The organism is Pedobacter sp. ASV1-7 (genome assembly GCF_040203335.1).
In the GTDB taxonomy this organism is placed as follows: Bacteria; Bacteroidota; Bacteroidia; order Sphingobacteriales; family Sphingobacteriaceae; genus Pedobacter.
On record NZ_JBEHBV010000001.1, the window covers coordinates 830,281 to 850,864 of the forward strand.

The 20,584-nt window shown below is 37.7% G+C and carries 15 protein-coding genes; 9 read left to right on the forward strand and 6 right to left on the reverse strand.

Annotated features, from left to right (window positions below; translation table 11 throughout):
• The first annotated feature begins 16 nt into the window (after window positions 1–16).
• The gene (locus ABDJ41_RS03675) at window positions 17–1,831 is read left to right on the forward strand and encodes a MutS-related protein (protein ID WP_349784381.1); all 1,815 of its coding nucleotides are present in this window, start codon (window positions 17–19) and stop codon (window positions 1,829–1,831) included.
• Window positions 1,832–1,858: 27 nt separating this feature from the next.
• On the opposite strand, the gene ABDJ41_RS03680 is transcribed toward ABDJ41_RS03675, so the two are convergent.
• Window positions 1,859–3,271, reverse strand: a complete 1,413-nt coding sequence (locus ABDJ41_RS03680; RefSeq protein ID WP_349784382.1) for an alpha/beta hydrolase family protein — start codon at window positions 3,269–3,271, stop codon at window positions 1,859–1,861.
• 133 nt (window positions 3,272–3,404) lie between these two features.
• On the opposite strand from ABDJ41_RS03680, the gene ABDJ41_RS03685 reads away from it, so the two are divergent.
• On the forward strand, window positions 3,405–4,742 hold the full coding sequence (locus ABDJ41_RS03685) for a GH1 family beta-glucosidase (protein ID WP_349784383.1): 1,338 nt from the start codon (window positions 3,405–3,407) through the stop codon (window positions 4,740–4,742).
• A 34-nt stretch (window positions 4,743–4,776) separates the two neighbouring features.
• A complete protein-coding gene (locus ABDJ41_RS03690; protein ID WP_349784384.1) occupies window positions 4,777–5,220 on the forward strand; it encodes a putative signal transducing protein in 444 nt (147 codons plus the stop codon).
• 49 nt (window positions 5,221–5,269) lie between these two features.
• Here the strand turns inward: ABDJ41_RS03690 and ABDJ41_RS03695 are convergent, their stop codons facing one another.
• The 3 genes from ABDJ41_RS03695 to ABDJ41_RS03705 all read right to left on the reverse strand — a co-directional run bounded on the left by ABDJ41_RS03695 (window position 5,270) and on the right by ABDJ41_RS03705 (window position 11,380).
• Complete coding sequence (locus ABDJ41_RS03695; protein ID WP_349784385.1) at window positions 5,270–7,549, reverse strand: aconitate hydratase; 2,280 nt, start codon at window positions 7,547–7,549, stop codon at window positions 5,270–5,272.
• A gap of 184 nt (window positions 7,550–7,733) precedes the next feature.
• Window positions 7,734–10,499 carry a bifunctional aconitate hydratase 2/2-methylisocitrate dehydratase gene (locus ABDJ41_RS03700; RefSeq protein ID WP_349784386.1) on the reverse strand — a complete coding sequence of 922 codons (2,766 nt, stop codon included), beginning with the start codon at window positions 10,497–10,499 and terminating at the stop codon, window positions 7,734–7,736.
• 230 nt (window positions 10,500–10,729) lie between these two features.
• Window positions 10,730–11,380: a polysaccharide deacetylase family protein gene (locus ABDJ41_RS03705; RefSeq protein ID WP_349784387.1), complete on the reverse strand. Its 651-nt coding sequence runs from the start codon at window positions 11,378–11,380 to the stop codon at window positions 10,730–10,732.
• A gap of 43 nt (window positions 11,381–11,423) precedes the next feature.
• On the opposite strand from ABDJ41_RS03705, the gene ABDJ41_RS03710 reads away from it, so the two are divergent.
• From ABDJ41_RS03710 to ABDJ41_RS03725, 4 genes are all read left to right on the forward strand, one after another.
• Window positions 11,424–12,875 (forward strand): TolC family protein, encoded by a 1,452-nt coding sequence (locus tag ABDJ41_RS03710; RefSeq protein WP_349784388.1) that lies wholly within the window; start codon window positions 11,424–11,426, stop codon window positions 12,873–12,875.
• 32 nt (window positions 12,876–12,907) lie between these two features.
• Entirely contained in the window at window positions 12,908–14,257 is a 1,350-nt protein-coding gene (locus ABDJ41_RS03715) for an efflux RND transporter periplasmic adaptor subunit (protein WP_349784389.1), read from the forward strand.
• 76 nt (window positions 14,258–14,333) lie between these two features.
• A complete protein-coding gene (locus tag ABDJ41_RS03720; protein WP_349784390.1) occupies window positions 14,334–15,332 on the forward strand; it encodes an NAD(P)H-dependent glycerol-3-phosphate dehydrogenase in 999 nt (332 codons plus the stop codon).
• Window positions 15,333–15,390: 58 nt separating this feature from the next.
• The gene (locus ABDJ41_RS03725) at window positions 15,391–15,738 is read left to right on the forward strand and encodes a hypothetical protein (protein WP_349784391.1); all 348 of its coding nucleotides are present in this window, start codon (window positions 15,391–15,393) and stop codon (window positions 15,736–15,738) included.
• Window positions 15,739–15,801: 63 nt separating this feature from the next.
• On the opposite strand, the gene ABDJ41_RS03730 is transcribed toward ABDJ41_RS03725, so the two are convergent.
• Window positions 15,802–17,661 (reverse strand): DEAD/DEAH box helicase, encoded by a 1,860-nt coding sequence (locus ABDJ41_RS03730; protein WP_349784392.1) that lies wholly within the window; start codon window positions 17,659–17,661, stop codon window positions 15,802–15,804.
• 83 nt (window positions 17,662–17,744) lie between these two features.
• The gene (locus tag ABDJ41_RS03735) at window positions 17,745–18,212 is read right to left on the reverse strand and encodes a DUF4293 domain-containing protein (protein ID WP_349784393.1); all 468 of its coding nucleotides are present in this window, start codon (window positions 18,210–18,212) and stop codon (window positions 17,745–17,747) included.
• A gap of 267 nt (window positions 18,213–18,479) precedes the next feature.
• Here ABDJ41_RS03735 and ABDJ41_RS03740 point away from each other — a divergent pair, with 267 nt between their 5' ends.
• Together ABDJ41_RS03740 and ABDJ41_RS03745 are read left to right on the forward strand one after the other, a co-directional pair.
• Complete coding sequence (locus ABDJ41_RS03740; RefSeq protein ID WP_349784394.1) at window positions 18,480–19,076, forward strand: RNA polymerase sigma-70 factor; 597 nt, start codon at window positions 18,480–18,482, stop codon at window positions 19,074–19,076.
• Between the two features lie 48 nt (window positions 19,077–19,124).
• A complete protein-coding gene (locus ABDJ41_RS03745; protein ID WP_349784395.1) occupies window positions 19,125–20,354 on the forward strand; it encodes a FecR family protein in 1,230 nt (409 codons plus the stop codon).
• Window positions 20,355–20,584 lie beyond the last annotated feature (230 nt).

Below are 20,584 nucleotides of genomic sequence, written 5' to 3' on the forward strand. Positions count from 1 at the left end.
CAGGAATTCAAATATAATGGTAAATACAAAACATAGCATCTTAACGAGGTATCAAAATAACGTAGAATCACAACAAACAGTCATCGATCAGCTTAAACGAAAGTTAAATGGGATCTCTTTTTCCAGATTAGGACTTTTTATTGCCGAAATAGCTATTGTTGCCCTGATTATAAATTTTGGTTTCGAATGGTTTTTTGCAGTTTTGGCTTTTCTACCATTAGTATTATTCTTATTTCTTGTAAAGAGACAAGTTAAGGTGCAAAAGGAATTGATCTATGCTGAAAAGCTGTTATGGGTTTATAAAAATGAGATAGCTCAACTCAAGGAAAGTAAGAATGGCTATAGCGATGGGACTGTTTATGCGGATGAGTATCACCCATATAGTTCCGATCTTGATATATTCGGCCCGGGCTCACTTTACTCGTTTGTTAACCGTTGTAATACACAGGAAGGACTTGATATTCTAGCCAGAAGCTTAAGCGAGCCAGGAAATCAGCAAGAAATTGAACAAAGACAAGAAGCTATTGCCGAATTAAAGGAACATATCGACCAGACTTTCCATTTTCGTGCGGAACTTCAAAATCATAAACCAGGACAACTAAAAGTTATTATCCGTAAACTTCAGGAGCAATTGCCGGAACAACTTGCATTCACACGTAAAGCCTCATTGCGTTTATATATAAAGGTTGTCCCTTTTATCATGATTGTCTTATTTGGTATGGGGATTTTCTTTGGCACCTGGGCATGGCAGCTTTTTGGAGTATTTGCTGTTATCAATATGGCCCTTACCTTTTTTAATTTTAAATCCATCAATCAGGTATATTATGGTTTTAGTGGAGAATCGGCGATGCTGAGTGCTTTTGCTGGTAGCATTAAATGGACAGAAGATGTGACATGGAAAAGTAAGTATATTAAAAATTTTTTCACTCATAATACTCACCCAGTTCCAATCAGCAAACAGATCCGTAAGTTGTCGACAATTATACAGGCTTTTGATGCCAGATTGAACGTGATTGTAGGTGCTTTTCTGAATATTTTTATGGTGTGGGACATCCGTTGCTCTATATCGCTATGTAAATGGTATGATGAATCGGCTCAGGAGACTATTGAAGGAATGACCAGGATTAGTCGTTTCGAAGAACTCATATCTTTTGCAACACTAGCCTATAACCAGACCGATTGGAATTATCCTGTTATAATGCCATCATTTGAATTGAGAGCAACAGAACTTGGGCATCCGCTTATACCAGAGCGGGTTAGAGTGCTAAATAGCTTTGAGGTTAAAGATATGCCAACAGTGGATATTGTGACAGGTTCCAATATGGCTGGAAAAAGTACTTTTTTAAGAACTGTAGGAATTAACATGACACTAGCTTTTGCAGGTGCTCCTATATGTGGGCAACAAATGTCCTTATCTATATTTAAAGTGCTTTCTTATATGCGTATTAAGGATTCATTAAATGATCAGACTTCTACCTTTAAAGCAGAACTGAATAGGTTAAAAATGATTTTAGATGCCATACAGGCCAATCAGAATTCTTTTGTATTGATTGATGAGATGTTAAGGGGTACAAATAGTAAGGATAAATACCTTGGATCAAAGGTGTTCATCGAAAAACTGATTGAACAAAATACCCCTGCATTATTTGCTACTCATGATCTGCAATTATCGGAAATGGAGCATGACTATCCTGAAAAGGTTCGTAATTATCATTTCGATATACAGATTACAGAAGGTGAAATGGAGTTCGACTACAAATTAAAACATGGACCTTGTAAGACTTTTAATGCCGCTTTATTGTTAAAACAGATTGGGTTAACATTAAATTGATCTTAAGAATTTTTAATGGCATAAATTTTAAATGCCTTTAACCCAGCTTCCAATTTTTTGAAGTGCTGCAGGGTTTATTGTTTCTTCAATAGTCCCATATTCAGTAGCTGCACCAGTCCCAGCCTTTTGAAACAGATGATTTAATCCTCCCATTGGTACGATTTCGAAATTTTTGTTGCCAGCTTTTTCCAGACTAGCTTTAATACCTGCGAGGTTTTCTTTAGCAGATACCTGAAAATCGAGCGTGCCATTAATAGCTAACACAGGGCAGGTAACTTTAGTCAGGTATACTGTTGGGTCAAAGCCAATAAAATATCTTAACCATGGTGTTTTAAAGCTGTTGATGGATTGTTTAATCATGGCTTCGGTAGTTGTGCTATCTGGCTTATCTAAGGTTTGCAAACTTAATTCTTTGCGGAATACCCGTTCAACCTCTGCAGTCGCCTGATCTAGCGGAAGGTCTTTGGTGTCTTTCACTGTTGTAAAAACTTTTAAATTCATAGCTGTCTTTTGGGCAGCAAGAGTAGGCGGAAGTCCTGCAAGTTTCATGGCATCTCCAAGCTGTTGTGCATAAAGTTGATATATTGGAATGCCTGGGCCAGCCATGGCTACAATGAATTTTACATTTGGATTGCGACTGGCAACAATTGGTGCAATCATACCGCCTTCGCTATGTCCCACTAGTCCGATACTCATGTTTTTTAAATCTGGGCGGGAAAGTATATACTTTACTGCTGATTCTGCATCATCTGCAAAATCGGCTGTGGTCGCCTTATTAAAAATGCCTGTCGACTTCCCTATGCCACGATCATCATATCTTAATACAGCAATTCCTTGTCGTGTCAGGTAGTCACTAAGCACCAAAAAAGGACGATGATTAAAAGGTGGGAAATCTTCATTTCTATCCTGAGGACCAGAACCGCTAATCAATACTACTATTTTACTGGCTTTACCATCGGCAGGTAAGGTTAATGTTCCTGCTAGCGTATGACCACCATTGGCATTTGTAAAGGTTATCTCTTCTTGTTTGTATGGGAAATCTTTAGGATCCTGAGGCCTTGGGCCGGATTTTACCAGCAAATTTGTATTGGGTTTGTTGCTTAGCATTAAGGGAGCCCGTGTTGGCCCTTGTTCAAAAATCCCATTTATTTTGTTGCTGTCAGGCATAAATACACCTGTGTATTTCATTCCTATATTGGTAGCCTCAATGGTTAGAATATTAATCTCTAATGTTGTTTTACTGGTAGGCATACCTATAGCGCCTTGATTAGGACTATCCATCTTTGTGCTATATTCAGTTCCGTTCTTAGTAATGTGAAACACCAGGGGCAACTGTAAACCTTTAAGATTTAAGTTCCCATACCATGTGCCTACTGGTTCCTGAGCAAACAAAACATTACTTAGCAAAACTAAAGCTATGGTTGAATACAATCTTCTCATGATCAAATTTAATATTTATGATGATAATCAAAGTATGTTTCTGATGTTAAGTTATTTATATTAAAATATTAAGGGTTTGTAAGTTTAGCATTAACTTCATAAATGATTAGCATATTGCTCATTATTAGGATATATGATCAAAGCATCTGATTTTGGGAATGATTTTTTATGGGGCGTAGCTACTGCAGCAGCACAGATTGAAGGTGCAGCTGAGAGTTATGGCAAGGGCTTATCTATCTGGGATACGTTTTCCCGAAGATCTGGTAAGATTAAAAAGGGGCATCAGTTAACGACTGCTTGTGATTTTTATCATAGTTATAAGGATGATATTGCCCTTGTAAAATTATTGGGATTCAAGGTATTCCGTTTTTCGATCTCCTGGCCACGTATTTTGCCAACCGGAAAAGGGAAAGTAAATAAAGATGGGATTCTTTTTTATCATCAGGTGATCGACGAATGTTTAGCCCAAGAAATTGTACCTTATGTTACCTTGTATCATTGGGATCTACCGGATGCACTTGAGGATGAAGGGGGCTGGACTGCCTTCTCGGTAAATCATAGTTTTAATCAGTTTGTAAGATTGTGCGCAAAAGAATATGGCGATAAAGTAAAGAATTGGATTGTACTCAATGAACCTTTCGGTTTTACATCACTGGGGTATATGTTAGGTGTTCATGCACCTGGCAAAACCGGGTTGACGAATTTCTTTTCTGCTGTTCATCATACGGCTATAGCACAAGCTGACGGGGGGAGGATATTACGGGCAGAGGTTAAAGACGCAAACATAGGGACAAGCTTTTCATGTTCCGAGATTATTCCTTATACAGAGCGTGAATCAGATTTACTTGCAGCAAAGCGGGTAGATTGTCTGATGAATAGACTATTTGTTGAACCTCTGCTTGGAATGGGCTATCCTACGGCCGACTGGGAGGTATTGGAGAAGTTTTCTATTCAGCATTCGACCTGGAGACATACCGAACGCTTAACTTTTGATTTTGATTTTATCGGTATTCAGAATTATTTCCCCCTCACTATAAAGTACAATACCTTTGTTCCGGTGGTACAGGCATGGGAGGTAAAAGCTAAAAGTCGGAAAAGGCCACATACAGCTATGGGTTGGGAAATCAATCCCAATAGTTTTTATAATATTATTAAGCAATTTTCAGCCTATCCAGGAATCAGAAATATAATGATTACAGAGAATGGGGCGGCCTATCATGACAAAGTTATTAATCAGAAAATTAATGATCAGGAAAGAATAGATTATTTTCAACAGTATTTGGCTGCGGTGTTAAAGGCAAAGCAGGAGGGACTTAATATTACGGGTTATATGGCCTGGACATTGATGGATAATTTTGAGTGGGCCGAGGGTTTTAATGCGCGCTTTGGTTTGGTCTACAATGATTTTAAAACTCAGCAAAGGATCATCAAGAACTCAGGTCTTTGGTTCAAAGATTTCTTAAGTCGCTGATTTTTCCTTATATTAATGTCCAAGCACAGGACGAATGGACAAGATCGTAGTATTTGAGACTTATTATAACCCTATTGAAGCCAATATTATAAAATCAAGGCTGATGGATAGTGGTGTCCAATGCTTTCTATCCGATGAGAATATGATTACCATTAATCCGCTATACACCCAGGCTTTGGGAGGTATAAAGCTGCATTTGTTTGAGAAAGATGTGAATACAGCAAGAAGTATTCTTCAAGATGAAGATGTGCAGATTGCTTTAGGTGAAGCAACAGTAGATGTACCGGAATCTCAGAATGGAGATACACAGAATGATCAGGTTTGTCCAAACTGCGGATCTTCCAATGTTGGTTATGTTCAGGCTACAAAAAAGCGTTTTAGTATCTTAACCATGATTGTGTCTATACTATTATTGGTTTATCCTTTTGCAGCTAAGAAAACCAATCATTGTTTTGATTGTGGATATGAATTTGAATAAAAAAAGGGATTGCATAGTGCAACCCCTTTTTTTTATAATCAGTAACTGATTAAGAATTTTTCGCTGCAGCGGCTTCTCTGCGAATGATATTTAATGCACCACCTGCTTTAAACCATTCGATTTGCTGAGCATTATAGCTATGATTAACAGAAATCTCTTCTTTAGATCCATCAGCATGGTTTAATACCAATGTTAAAGGAACATCTGGAGAGAAAGTTGTTAAGCCAATGATATCGATACTATCATCTTCCTGAATTTTATCATAATCATCTTTGTTGGCAAATGTTAAACCAAGCATACCTTGTTTCTTAAGGTTGGTTTCATGGATACGGGCAAAAGATTTTACCAATACTGCACGAACGCCTAAATGACGAGGCTCCATTGCTGCGTGCTCGCGGCTTGAACCTTCACCATAGTTTTCATCACCAACTACGATTGAACCAATTCCTGCTGCTTTGTAAGCACGTTGTGTTGCAGGTACAGGGCCATATTCGCCAGTCAATTCATTTTTAACGTTATCAGTTTTATCGTTGAAGAAGTTTACAGCACCGATCAACATGTTGTTAGAAATGTTGTCTAAGTGACCACGGAACTTCAACCATGGACCAGCCATAGAGATATGATCCGTTGTACATTTTCCTTTTGCTTTGATCAGCAATTTTAAGCCTTTCAGGTCAGTACCTTCCCAAGGTTTAAATGGATCAAGCAATTGGAGTCTGTGTGAAGTTGGAGAAACAATTACTTGTACACCACTTCCATCTTCTGCTGGTTGTTGATAACCTGCATCCTCAACAGCGTAACCATTTACTGGTAGTTCATCACCTTTTGGTGCATCCAGTTTAACCTGCTCACCTTTACTGTTGGTTAAGGTATCAGTTAAAGGATTAAAGCCAAGATCACCTGCAATAGCAATTGCTGCTACAATTTCCGGAGAAGTTACAAAAGCAAATGTATTTGGGTTACCATCAGCACGTTTAGCAAAGTTCCTGTTAAACGAGTGTACAATTGTGTTTTTTTCTTGTTTCTCTGCACCAACTCTGTCCCACATACCAATACATGGTCCGCAGGCGTTAGTAAAGATTTTTGCGTTCAGGTCTTCGAAAGTTTTCAATAAACCATCACGGTTCGCAGTGTAACGTACCTGCTCGGAACCTGGGTTAATTCCAAATTCAGCTTTAGTCACCAAACCTTTGTCAATCGCCTGTTTAGCAATAGATGCTGCTCTTGATAAATCTTCGTAAGAAGAGTTTGTACAAGAACCAATTAATCCCCATTCTACCTTAGTTGGCCAGCCGTTAGCAGCGGCAACTTCTTTCATTTTTGAAATTGGCGTAGCCAAATCAGGAGTGAAAGGGCCATTCAGATAAGGCTCAAGCTCAGACAGGTTGATTTCGATCAATTGGTCAAAATATTTTTCTGGTTCTGCATAAACTTCAGCATCACCTGTTAAATGTTCTTTTACTGTATTTGCAGCATCAGCTACATCCGCTCTGTTTGTTGCACGTAAATAACGCTCCATGCTCTCGTCATATCCGAAAGTAGAAGTTGTTGCACCGATCTCAGCACCCATATTACAGATGGTACCTTTACCAGTACAGCTCAGGTTTTGTGCACCTTCGCCAAAATATTCAACAATTGCACCAGTACCACCTTTTACAGTTAAGATACCTGCAACTTTAAGAATTACATCTTTTGGAGATGTCCATCCGTTAAGTTTTCCTGTTAATTTAACACCAATCAGTTTAGGAAATTTAAGTTCCCATGGTAAGCCTGCCATAACATCACAAGCATCAGCACCACCAACACCGATAGCAACCATACCTAAACCACCTGCGTTTACAGTGTGAGAGTCGGTACCGATCATCATTCCACCTGGGAAAGCATAGTTTTCTAAAACAACCTGGTGGATAATACCTGCACCTGGTTTCCAGAAACCAATTCCGTATTTGTCAGACACTGATGCAAGGAAGTCAAAAACCTCTTTACTCTCTGTATTTGCAGCAGGTAAATCAATAGCTGCACCAAATTTGGCTGTAATTAAGTGATCACAGTGAACTGTAGAAGGAACAGCTACCTTAGGTCTGCCTGCCTGCATAAATTGTAACAAAGCCATTTGTGCAGTAGCATCTTGCATGGCCACACGGTCAGGAGCAAAGTCTACATAATCAACACCTCTGTTGTAAGAAGTATTCGTGTTTCCCTCCCAAAGGTGGGTATAAAGTATTTTTTCTGAAAGTGTTAAAGGTCTGCCTACTAATTTACGAGCCGCCTCTACACGGGGGCCGAAGTTTGCATACACCTTTTTGATCATTTCTATATCAAAAGCCATATTTTTTAAAGATTACTGTCAGTAATAAAACAAACTAAATTAAACAATTTTTGACGGATTTTTTTTGAGAATTGTTTAATTTAAAACCATTCTATGTGCGCTTTCGCATACATATATCAAGAGGGTATCCGATGTGTCAGATACCCTCTTGATATTATTAACAAAATATGTGATTATTTGTTTCTTATTGTTTTGTAGAAATAGGGCTGAACTTTGTTAAATTGATTCCTTCTACAGCTACTTTGTATTCTTCGATACTCGGAATACGGCCTAAGATTGCAGAAAGGACAACTACTGGTGTAGACGCCAATAAGGACTCTCCTTTTTTACCATCTCTATCTTCTACCACACGACCCTGGAACAAGCGTGTAGAAGTAGCCATTACCGTATCACCTTTAGCTGCCTTTTCTTGGTTACCCATGCATAAGTTACAACCTGGGCGCTCCAGATACATGATATTCTCATATTCGGTTCTTGCCGTGCCTTTAGGTAATGCATCGCTGAATTCAAATCCAGAATACTTTTGGAGGTATTCCCAATCGCCTTCTGCTTTTAATTCATCGATGATGTTGTAAGTTGGAGCGGCCACAACCAATGGTGCTTTAAATGACACTGTGCCAGTTTTTTGCTCTACATTTCTCAACATTTGAGAAACGATTTTTAAGTCGTCTTTATGTACCATACAAGAACCTACGAAACCAAGGTCTACTTTTTTATCGCCACGATAGAAAGTTAAATCCCTTATGGTATCGTGGGTATAGCGTTTAGAAACGTCTGCATTATTTACATCCGGATCGGCAATCATTGGTTCTTCAATCAAATCTAAATCAATAATTACTTCCGCATAGTATTTTGCATTATCGTCTGGCATTAAAGCCGGCTTAATACCAGTTTTAATTTCTTCGATACGTTTGTTTGCTTTATTAATCAATCCTTGAAGCACTTGGTTATGGTTGTCCATTCCCTTGTCTATCATGATTTGAATACGATTTTTAGCAATCTCTAAAGATTGAATTAGAGTGTCATCCAGAGAAATACAGATGGAAGCCTTTGCTTTCATTTCTGCTGTCCAATCGGTAAATGTAAAGGCCTGATCAGCTAATAATGTGCCAATGTGTACCTCGATGATACGCCCCTGGAATACGTTTTCGCCATCAAATTGTTGCAACATTTGCAATTGTGTAGCATGAACAACATCACGGAAATCCATGTGTTGCTTCATTTCGCCTTTGAAAGTAACTTTTACCGATTCGGGAATTGGCATCGAAGCCTCACCTGTTGCTAATGCTAACGCCACTGTACCAGAATCGGCACCGAAAGCTACACCTTTAGACATACGAGTGTGTGAGTCGCCACCGATAATGATTGCCCATTCGTCAATTGTGATGTCATTCAATACTTTGTGAATAACGTCTGTCATTGAATGATATTCGCCTTTAGGATCACGAGCCGTAATTACACCAAAGTCATTCATAAATTTCATCAATTTAGGAATGTTTGCCTGTGCTTTTTTATCCCAAACAGACGCAGTGTGGCAACCTGATTGATAAGCACCATCAACAATTGGAGAAATAACTGTAGCAGCCATCGCCTCTAGTTCTTGAGCAGTCATTAAGCCTGTTGTATCTTGAGAGCCAACAATATTTACTTCTACGCGAACATCAGAACCAGCATGTAAAACTTTACCAGGAGTTAGGCCTACAGCGTTTCTGTTAAATATTTTTTCTACAGCTGTTAAGCCCTGACCTTCGATAGATACTTCTTTCGCTGGAGCAAATACTGTTGGCGCTTCGATGCCTAAAGTTTTAGCTGCAAAAGTTTGAATTTTTTTACCAAATACGATAGCATAAGAACCGCCAGCTCTGATAAATTCCATTTTTTGAGGAGTCAGTGCTTTTGAAATATTAATCAGCTCTTGATCTCCATTATATAATTTCTGAGTCTTCGTATTGATCGTAAGAACAGTTCCGGTTTCGATAGAGTAAACTTCCTCTAAAATTGGCTCATCTTTTTCATTACGAACGACATTACCATTCTCGTCTGTTTTCTTTACCCAGTTTTTAAGGTCGATACCGATACCACCAGTTACATCAACAGTTGTTAAGAAAATTGGAGAAATACCATTGGTACCCCCAACAATTGGAGCAATGTTTACAAATGGGATATAAGGGCTAGATTTTTTTCCTGTCCAAAGTGCTACATTGTTCACACCCGACATACGTGAAGAACCCACACCCATGGTGCCTTTTTCAGCCACCAACATCACACTTTTATCTGGGTGTTGCGCTTGCAATGCCTGGATTTCCTCTTGAGCCTCGGGAGTGATCATGCACTTGCCATGCAATTCACGATCTGAACGCGAGTGAGCTTGATTACCTGGCGACAATAAATCCGTAGAAATATCTCCAATACCAGCAATAAAAGTTACCACTTTGATTTCTTCTGGTACTTCAGGAAGTTTGGTGAAAAATTCAGCATTTGCGTAACTCTCCAATATTTCTTTAGCGATCTCATTGCCATTATTGTAAGCTTCTTTCAATCGATCTGTATCGGCATCGTACAAGTAAACTTGCGCCTTAAGAACATCTGCAGCTTTCTTAGCTTTATCCCCATTGTCAGCCAATGCGATGTCTAATAAAACTTTAATAGATGGTCCGCCTTTCATATGAGACAACAGCTCGAAAGCAAAATCAGACGTAATTTCTGCAACAACGGCTTCGCCTAAAATAATCTCTTTTAAAAATTGTGCTTTTACAGCGGCCGCTGCGGTAGTGCCAGGTAGGGTGTTGTATATGAAAAAATTAAGAGATTCTTCTCTGCTAAGATTGTTTGCACTTTTGATTTGAGTGATGATTTCACTCAATAATTCAGCTCCATCAATAGGTTTAGCGTGAAGACCTTGAGCTTTTCTGTCTTCAATCTCCTGGATATAATCGTTATAAATACTCATCTTGGTTTATTTATTTTTCTGCGAAAACTTTGCGGATCGAAATATCCACCAGCTCTTCACATAAAGAATACTATTTTTTGGCGTATTAATTCGTGATTTTTGGACAAAAAAACGAATTTTTTGTCCAAAACAAAAATAGCAAAAAACAACCTTTAAGTACAATTTAGGCAGGTGATTAAGCAATTTGGAATCGTTCTAAATTATGGTTGTTGGGTGTGAATCTTTCAGTGTTATAATGTTAAAAAACTGAAACCTTTATCAGTAAAATATTGTAGAAATCGTGGTAGTGCATATTCCAATCTATCGAATGCTTTTAAACTATCGTGAAAAACAACAATTGAGCCGTTGGTAGTGTGTCTAATTGCATTCCGATAGCATTCTTCAGGAGAAAGATTGAGGTCGAAATCACCGGTGATGACATCCCACATGACAATTTGCAGTTTAGCGTTAGCGGTTTGAACTGGAAACTGAGAATTGGAAATGGCCAACTGAATAAGTTTGATCTGTGATTTTTTTATCCTTCCATAAGGCGGACGGAATAAATTGGTTTGGGTCAATTCCTGACACATTTTAAAATTTTCAAGATAAGTCTTATCCTCAGTCTTCCAGCCTTTAAGGTGATTGAAGGTGTGATTTCCTACTTGGTGTCCTTCCTCTTTTAACTGTTTAAAAATATCAGGATGCTTCCTGATATTGTCGCCAATACAGAAGAATGTAGCCTTTGCATTGAAATCTTTTAAAGTTTTTAAAACAAAGGGTGTAACATCAGGGATAGGTCCGTCGTCAAAGGTTAAATAAATAACTTTTTCTTTTCGGGTTTTATTCCAGGTTAAAGAAGGGTAATACCATTTTAATAAAAATGGAGATTTGACCAGGTACATGTTCAAATGTAAGTTGTTTATCTTAATATTGTGAAAAAAATCTATGAAGACAATCATCTCCTATAATGCCTTTCCAAAGCTTCTTCTGGCTTTAACATTTGTTTTCATCACCACTATTGCACAAAAAACAGTTGCCCAGGAGGTGATTACCATACAACGTGCCATTGAAGTAACGCTAAATAATAACCTTCAGGTTAAACAAGCAAAGCTTACTGAAAACTTATCTGATGAAAATCTGAATCAATCAAAAAATGCACTGTTGCCAACATTAAGTGGAAATGGAAGTTTTAACACCAATTTTGGACGAAGTTTAGATCCTTCAACACAATCTTTCAACAGTCAGCAGTTCTCTTCGTTTAACGGGGGAATTTCCACTAGTGTATTGTTATTTCAAGGACTTCAGAAGATTAATCAGATTAAACAGAATAAGCTTTTGTTAAGTGCTGATCAAAAGAATGTGGAAAAAGTAAAAAATGATTTGATTCTTCAGGTAATTACTTCTTACATGCAGATCCTGTACAATAAGGATTTTTTAGAAGCTGCTAAACAGCAATTGAGTGTAGCTAAGAAACAATTAGAACAACAAGAGAAATTACTTGAAGTAGGAAACAAAACACTGGCAGATTTAGCTGAATCAAAATCTTTGGTGGCCACGGCTGAACTTGATGTAACTACTGCGGATAATGCTTTAATCATTTCTTATCTTACACTTGCCCAGTTAATGGATATACCTTCATCGACAAGGTATATGGTTAAGGCTCCAGATGTATCTAATTTTAAAGAGTCTGCATTTATATATGACCCTGAGCAGGTATATGCTGACGCACTTGCGTTATTCCCAGACATTAAGTTGGCAGGACTAAGAACAGAGGCCGCTAAAAAAGGAATAGATATTGCAAAGGGAAGTTACTATCCAAGTCTTTCACTGGGAGCTGGTTTGAATACTAACTATTCGAGTGGTAGAGAAAGGGTTATTTCTATACAAGAGAATGGGTACAAAGAAATAGGCAGAATACGGACAACAAAGGAAGTCGTAGAGGGACCTGATTTTAAAACTTTTTCAGAAAACTACAAATTTAAAGATCAGCTTACAGATAATTTCGGACAGTATGTAGGGATAAGTTTACAGATTCCGATCTTCAACGGCTTTACAGCCAGGTCTGGTGTGAGAAAGGCTAAGATCAATTACATGCAGAATCAGACAGAAGAGCAGTTGACGAGAAATAACCTGAATAAGGTGATTTATCAGGCTGTAGCAGACTTAAAAGCAGCTCAAAGTACTTTTGAGTCGACAACTAAAACTTTTAATGCAAGAAAAGAAGCTTTTTCAGTTATAGAACAGCGTTATAATGTTGGATTGGTAAATTCATTAGATTATAGTACTTCTCAGACCAATAAGAATAAAGCAGAGATTGATATGATCAGAGCAAAGTATGATCTGTTGTTCAAGGCAAAGGTTATAGATTATTATTTAGGTAAACAAATTGTTTTTTAACGGTCTTAGAGATCAATATAATATATACAGGAATGAAACTAAAAACCATATTAATCATAGTAGGTGTAATCATTGCCCTTCTTGGCCTGGGAGTTTACACAGGGAAGATCGGAGGAGATAAGAGTGAGAAAGTCAGCACAGAAAAAGTTGCTAACAGAAAGGTTATAGAAACAGTTACCGCAAGTGGAAAGATACAGCCTGAAACAGAAGTGAAACTTAGCTCAGAAGTATCGGGAGAGGTGACTGAGTTGTTAGTTAAAGAAGGAGATGTTGTAAAAAAAGGGCAATTATTAGTTAAGGTACGTCCTGATGTGCTCAAGTCTGGCTATGATCGAGCTGTTGCTTCATATAGTTCCCAGAGGGCAAGTGTTGCAGGTGCAGCACAAATGCTTAAACAAGCCGAAGCTAATTTTATAAATGGAGAAGTTACTTATAAACGTAATATTGAATTATTTAATAAAAAGGTGATCTCAGCTTCGGAATTCGATGCTGCCAAAGCTGCTTTTTTAACAGCAAAAACAAATTTGGGTAGAGCAAAAGAAGAACTTAGTGCAGCTAAGTTTAATTTGGAGCAATCTGGTGCAAATGTACAGGAGGCAAGTGCAAATCTTGCGAAGGCTACGATATTTGCTCCGGTTGACGGGGTAATTTCGAAACTTTCAGTTGAGTTGGGAGATCGTATCTTAGGGACTGTTCAAAATGCTGGAACGGAGATTATGCGCATCTCAAATCTTTCATCAATGGAAGTTAATGTAGATGTGAACGAAAATGACATTAACAGAGTAAAAGTAGGAGATAATGCGATTATCGAAGTTGATGCATTTGCTGATAAAAAATTCAAAGGTACAGTTACCGAAATTGCGAGTTCCTCTAAGGATGTTGGTACTGCAACCAGTTCAGTAGATCAGGTGACTAACTTTGTCGTAAAGGTTCGTATTCTTGCAGAGTCTTATGATAAAATAACCGGTGGAGCTAAAGATCTTCCTTCTCCATTCAGACCAGGCTTATCGGCTACCGTTGATATCGAAAGTGATATGGTTGAAGGCTTGTCAGTTCCTATCCAGTCTGTCTTTACAATTGATAAAAAGAAGGATGATAAGAAATCTGAAAATGATGATAGCCAGGATAAGCAAAAAAACAAGTTGACAGATAAAAAAATTAAGCAATATGTTTATCTGTACAATAAGGATGAAACAGTTAAACAGGTTGAAGTAACAACAGGTATACAGAATGATCAGTTTATCATTGTTAAAACAGGACTTAAATCTGGTCAGGAAGTGGTAACAGGACCATATTCTGCCATTCAGAATAGATTGAAGGATGGTATGAAGGTAAAGAAAGTGTCTAAGGATCAGTTGTTTGCTGAGCCTGGTAAGAAGTAGGCTTTATCAATACTTTTTAAATGAGTAAATTAGTCCCGGTTTATAATATTAAACCGGGATTTTTTATTTATAATGTATGATACCTAAAGTCGCAATGATTGGTGGGGGTAGTTGGGCTACTGCTATTATAAAAATGCTCACGGATAACTTTTCTGCAAAAGAGATCTACTGGTGGATGAGAAATCCTGAAGCCATTTCACATCTTCAGAAATATAAGCATAATCCAAATTATTTAAGCTCAGTTGAAATCCGTGTACCCGAAGACAATATTTCTAATGATATTGCTTTTATTATTAAAGAGGCGGATTATATTATACTGAATGTGCCTGCTGCTTTCTTAAAGGAAACGTTAGAACATGTTACTCCTGAGCAGCTTCAGGGTAAAAAGATCATATCTGCAATTAAAGGTATTGTGCCCGAAGAAAATCAGATCATTGGTGAATTTCTTCATCAAAAGTATCAAGTGCCCTTAGCGGATATCGTAGTGATTAGCGGGCCTTGTCATGCTGAAGAAGTAGCGCTTGAGAAATTATCTTATTTAACGATTGCTTCAATTGATGTTGGCTTAGCTGGCTTTTTTGCCAATCTTTTAAACACAAGATATATCAAAACGAATGTTTCTGATGATATTTTCGGGACAGAATATGCTGCTGTGTTAAAGAATATTTATGCCGTGGCCAGTGGTATATGTCATGGTGTTGGTTATGGTGACAACTTTCAGGCGGTCTTAATTTCCAATGCTATTCGTGAGATTAAACGGTTTGTAGATGCAGTTCATCCCATTTCCAGAGATATTATGGAGTCAGCTTATCTTGGCGACTTGTTGGTAACAGCATATTCACAATTTAGTCGTAACCGGAATTTTGGCAAAATGATCGGTAAAGGTTATACTGTGAAATCGGCACAATTGGAGATGAATATGGTTGCTGAAGGTTATTATGCCGTTAGCTGTATGCATTTCATCAATAAGAAGTATAAAGTAGATATGCCGATCAGCCGTGCAGTGTACGCTATCCTATATGAAAAGCATTCACCTCAGATTGAAATGCGTCTACTTACCGAACAATTGAATTAAATAGCAAACAATATCTTATTTTCTATTGTTATCTGGTTGATATTAAAACCATTTGACTATGAAAACAAAGTATTTTTTAGGGTTATTTGCCTTCGCTATTTGTGCTTCGCTAAGCTTTAATGCAATTGCGCAAGAGAAGAAAAAAGAAACTGAAGTTGGTAAGGCATTAGACCATACTGGTAAAGCTATTGGTAAAACAGCCACGAAAGTTGGGAACAAAACTGCAGAAGTAGCCGTAAAAGGCACCGCAAAAGTTGCAGATCAGACTTTTAAAGGTAAAATGGCTCCTGATGGTTCGGATGTATATATAGATGGGAAAAACAAAAAATATTACATCAATAAAAAAGGGGCAAAAGTTTATTTAAAGGCATCTCAAATTAAAACAAGACCTATAACAAAAAACTAAATAGGGGTAAAAAAGAAAAGCCTCCGGAATTTCCGGAGGCTTTTTAGTATGTATTGATTGCGATTAAGATCTACGTCTTCTGTCTCCGCCACCATATCCGCCTTCACGTCTTCCAGAACCTGAGCCAGATGATCTTTCTTCACGGCTTCTTCCAGAGAAATCTCTGAAACCACCACGATCTCCACCTTCACGTCTGTTTCCTCCACCATAGCTTCTGCGTTCGCCGCCATCGCGTCTTCCACCGTATCCACCTTCACGGCGACCACCGCCAAATCCACCACGACCACGGCCACCGCCACCATCGCTATCAGAAGTTTTTTCGATTCTTACACCGCGATTATTAAACTCAACACCTTTAAAGTTATTGAATAAAGATTCTACGGAGCCATTTTCAACTTCGAAGAATGAGTAAACACCTTTTAGGTCAATTTTACCAATCCCTTTTCCACTGATTTTACCGTTGTTACAAACGAAAGATAATAAATCACCTCTTGTAAAATCATCAACAGAGCCAAGGTTTATGAACAGACGAGTATAACCTTCGCTAGTTCTAGGGCCTCTTTCTCCGCGTTCGCCACGTTCACCTCTGTCATCAACATTGTTCAGATCCGGTGCGTTTTTATAGTATTCTAAAAAGCGGTTAAACTCTAAAGAAGCAAAACGTTTGATCACTTCATCTTTGCTCAGGTCAGCAAACTCATCCATAATGCGCGGCATATACTGCTCAATCTGGCTTTCGTTAACTTCTACATTGTGTACTTTGTGTACCAAAGAAAACAATTGTTTTTCGCAAACATCAAAACCAGTTGGAAGTGTAGCTTTAGTAAACTGTTTTCCAATGATTCTTTCAATCTGACGGATTTTACCTAACTCTTTCGAATTTACAATACAGATAGAGATACCAGTTTTTCCGGCACGACCAGTACGGCCACTACGGTGGGTATAACTTTCAATTTCATCAGGTAAAGAGTAATTGATTACGTGAGTCACATTATTAACGTCGATACCACGAGCAGCAACATCAGTAGCAATTAACAATTGCATGTTACGTTCGCGGAAACGTTGCATTACTTTATCACGTTGTTGTTGAGATAAATCTCCGTGTAAAGCATCAGCATTGTAACCATCTTTAATCAAGTGTTCAGCAACATCTTGTGTATCCAGTTTGGTTTTACAGAAAACTACTGCAAAAATTTCCGGATTGAAATCCACAATGCGCTTTAAAGCAGCGTATTTATCTCTTGCACGTACAGTATAGTACTCGTGCTCGATATTTACGTTACCAGTGTTTTTGGTACCCATGGTTAACTCAACTGGTGAGTCCATGTAGTTTTTAGCTATTCTTCTTACCTCAGGAGGCATTGTAGCTGAGAATAACCATGTTTTTTTATCGTCAGGTGTAGTAGACAAAATATCATTAATGTCTTCCTGGAAACCCATGTTTAACATTTCATCAGCTTCATCAAGCACTACAAACTTCACGTTACTGAAGTCAATAGCCTTACGACCAATAATGTCTAACATGCGGCCCGGTGTAGCCACTACAATTTGTACACCGTTTCTAATTTCACGCAGCTGCTGCATAATGTTTGCGCCACCGTAAACGGCAACTACATTTGCACCTCTGATGTTTTTTGAGAAATTCTTGATGTCGCTAGCAATCTGCAAGCAAAGCTCTCTCGTTGGGCATAAAATCAATGCCTGAGGCTTATTGCTATTAAAGTCTACTAATTCTAACAGCGGCAATCCAAATGCGGCTGTTTTTCCTGTTCCTGTTTGGGCCAAACCAACAAAATCGTTATTGCCCTCTAACAGCACAGGAATACTTTGTTCCTGAATAGGTGTTGGATTTTCGAAACCTAAATCCTTTACAGCATTAACAACGTCATCACTTATCCCCAATTTACTAAATGGGTTTATCATGTATTTTATTTATTAAGCCGCAAAGGTAAGTTTATTTTTTGGATTTTTATTTATATGTAACTAAATAAAAATCAATCAATTAATTATCTAAGCCTGTCAGCTGACTTCAATAATTGCTCGTCTTTCTTAATTCCGCCTATTGCAAGCATCGAAAATACGATGGCAATTAAGGGCAAAAATGTTCCGGGCTCAAGTGATATTCCTGATGTACCACCAGGTAATTGTTGTGTATTGATACCGCAAAGTACACTTAGTGCTATAATAATTAAAATAGCTACCAGAATTACCTTTTTTTGCATGCTCCGGTTTCTGAATAGAAATATACTGGCAAAACAAAATAAAGCAGCGGCAATATTTAGTGCCATTGGAACAATAGATATTTCTGTTTTTATACCTTCTGCGGTTCCTACTTTTACATGTTGATACTGGCCGGTAGTATAGATGCGATACTCTATATTGTCAAGAGTTTTTGTTAAAAGAGGTAAAAATAATAAACAAATCAACGCCAAAGTCGCCAATAAAAGCCATATAGATTGTACTCTTTGTATCATATAAGTTCAATAATTTCAACAAATATATCAAAACAGAGATATTTACCAATCCGATATCCGATAAAATAATGTTGCTCTGTTATCATTGTGTTAAATGATGAGTTCCAGGCGTGAATTTCCGCAGGTCGGGGTATCTTTATCCCATTCTAATAGATATCATGTTTTATTATTAACATGGTTTTAAGAAAATAATATTTATTATTGATGAGTCTATTGTCTGAAAATGACAAAGTCTTTTTTTAGCAAAACTAACCAAACCAGCAGACTGTGATTGAAGTGTCTAATACGAACGAGGAGGAATTACTTTTAGCTTTTAGGAGTGGTGATGAACGGGCTTTCGATCAGGTTTTTCGAAAATTTTATGCTGCACTTGTTTTTTTTGCCAGAAGGTTTATGCCTTTAGAAGGGATGGCAGAAGAAATTGTACAGGACAGCCTCTTTAAGTTATGGCAGAAAAGGGTGGATTTTCATTCTTTCATCAGTATGAAAGCTTTTCTATATATCAGTACAAGGAATGCTTGTCTGGATGGGATTGATAGAGAAAAGAGGAAACTCAATAGAGATAATCATTGGTTTTTAGAAACTGAGCATTTAGAGTCAAATGTTGAAGAACTCATTATTCACACCGAAGTATTGCAAGAAATCAGGAATGCAATAGATCTGCTGCCAGACCAATGTCGTAAGATCATGAAAATGAGTTATGAACAAAGCATGTCAGGTAAGGAGATAGCCGAGGTAATGCAAATTACTGTAAGTACAGTAAATAATCAAAAGGCCAGAGGATTATCCTTGCTGAGGAAAAGCCTGCGAGAAAATGGCTTTGCTCTTTTTATTATTCTTCTTGGTAACGATCTGTTAAACTAATTTTCAATTCCTTTTAGAGAAAAACGTTTTGGCTCCGTTTCTATAGTAATGAAGGATAAAATAGATTTACACAACCTGACTAACGATATCAGGATAGGGAAGCTAATTGCTTTGTCTCTAACTGGCAATCTAGATGTTAAAGAGCAGGCTGAATTAAATTTGTGGATAGATAAGAGCGAACGTAATGCTTTGATTTTTGATAAAATAAAGGACGAAACTAGTCTTTCGAAGGGTTTAGCCGAATTAGAAGAAATTGATGCTGAGCAGGCTTTGCAACAATTTAGAGGACGTATCAGGGAGACACAAAAAATAAAAAGAGTAAAGAGTATTAGTTACTGGCCACGTATTGCTGCTGCAGCTATTTTTATAATAATTGGAGCATTTTTCTTCTACTTTACCAAAGTAAATATTGGAAATAGCGACATAATTTCCTATCAGGAGGATATTCAGCCCGGAAAAAATAAAGCACAACTGGTTTTAGCAAGTGGTAAAACCATAAGTTTAAGTGAAGCAAAAACGGGGGTAGTAATTGATCAGCGTAAAATAGCCTATAATGACGGTACTGAAATCAATAGTGCTTCAATTAATCTAACTTCTGATACAGATGGTTCCAAAGATGGATCTCAATTAAATAGACTAAGTACACCTCAAGGGGGGCAATACCAAATAGTATTAGCTGATGGTACGCGTGTATGGCTTAATGCTGCTTCTTCATTAAAGTTTCCTTCAGCATTTAAATCAGATATTCGAAATGTAGAGTTAATAGGGGAAGCTTATTTTGAAGTTGCTAAAAGCAAAATACCTTTTATCGTTGTAGCAAATAATCAGGAGGTAGAAGTTCTGGGTACCCATTTTAATATAAATAGTTATGCAGATGAAAGGTATATCAAAACTACCTTAATTGAAGGTCTGGTGCGGGTATCTCTATTTGATTCGAAGTTGTCTGGATCAGCGGCTAATCCTGTGAAACTTTTTCCAGGTCAGCAATCAGTTAATTATGGTAGTAATTTGAAAGTCGTAGAGGTTCAAACAGAATCAGTTGTAGATTGGAAAAATGGCGACTTCATATTTAAAAAAGAGAACCTGAGTCAGATTATGCGTAAAGTAGCGCGATGGTACGATGTGAAGGTTGTATATGATAATAATATAGACTTGAATCAGACTTTTAGCGGCCAGGTATCCCGGTCAAAAAATATCTCTGAAATCCTTAGAGGATTGCAGTCTACCGGCCGTATCAAATTTAAAATAGAGCATAAAACAGTAACCGTAATGCAATAGGAATTCCTTTAATCGAGCAACCAATAAAACCAAATGTATGAAAAAGAAAGACCCATAATCCCATCTAAAGAGATAAGAGATAATAAGCCGGAAGTGATGAGACACTCCCGGTTATAGTTTAGACTTATCCTTCCTACCCAATGATTGGGTAATCATAAATAACTGATTAAATAATAATTGTGATGTGTTAAGACCCTCGAAAAGTATAAACATACCACAACACTAAACTA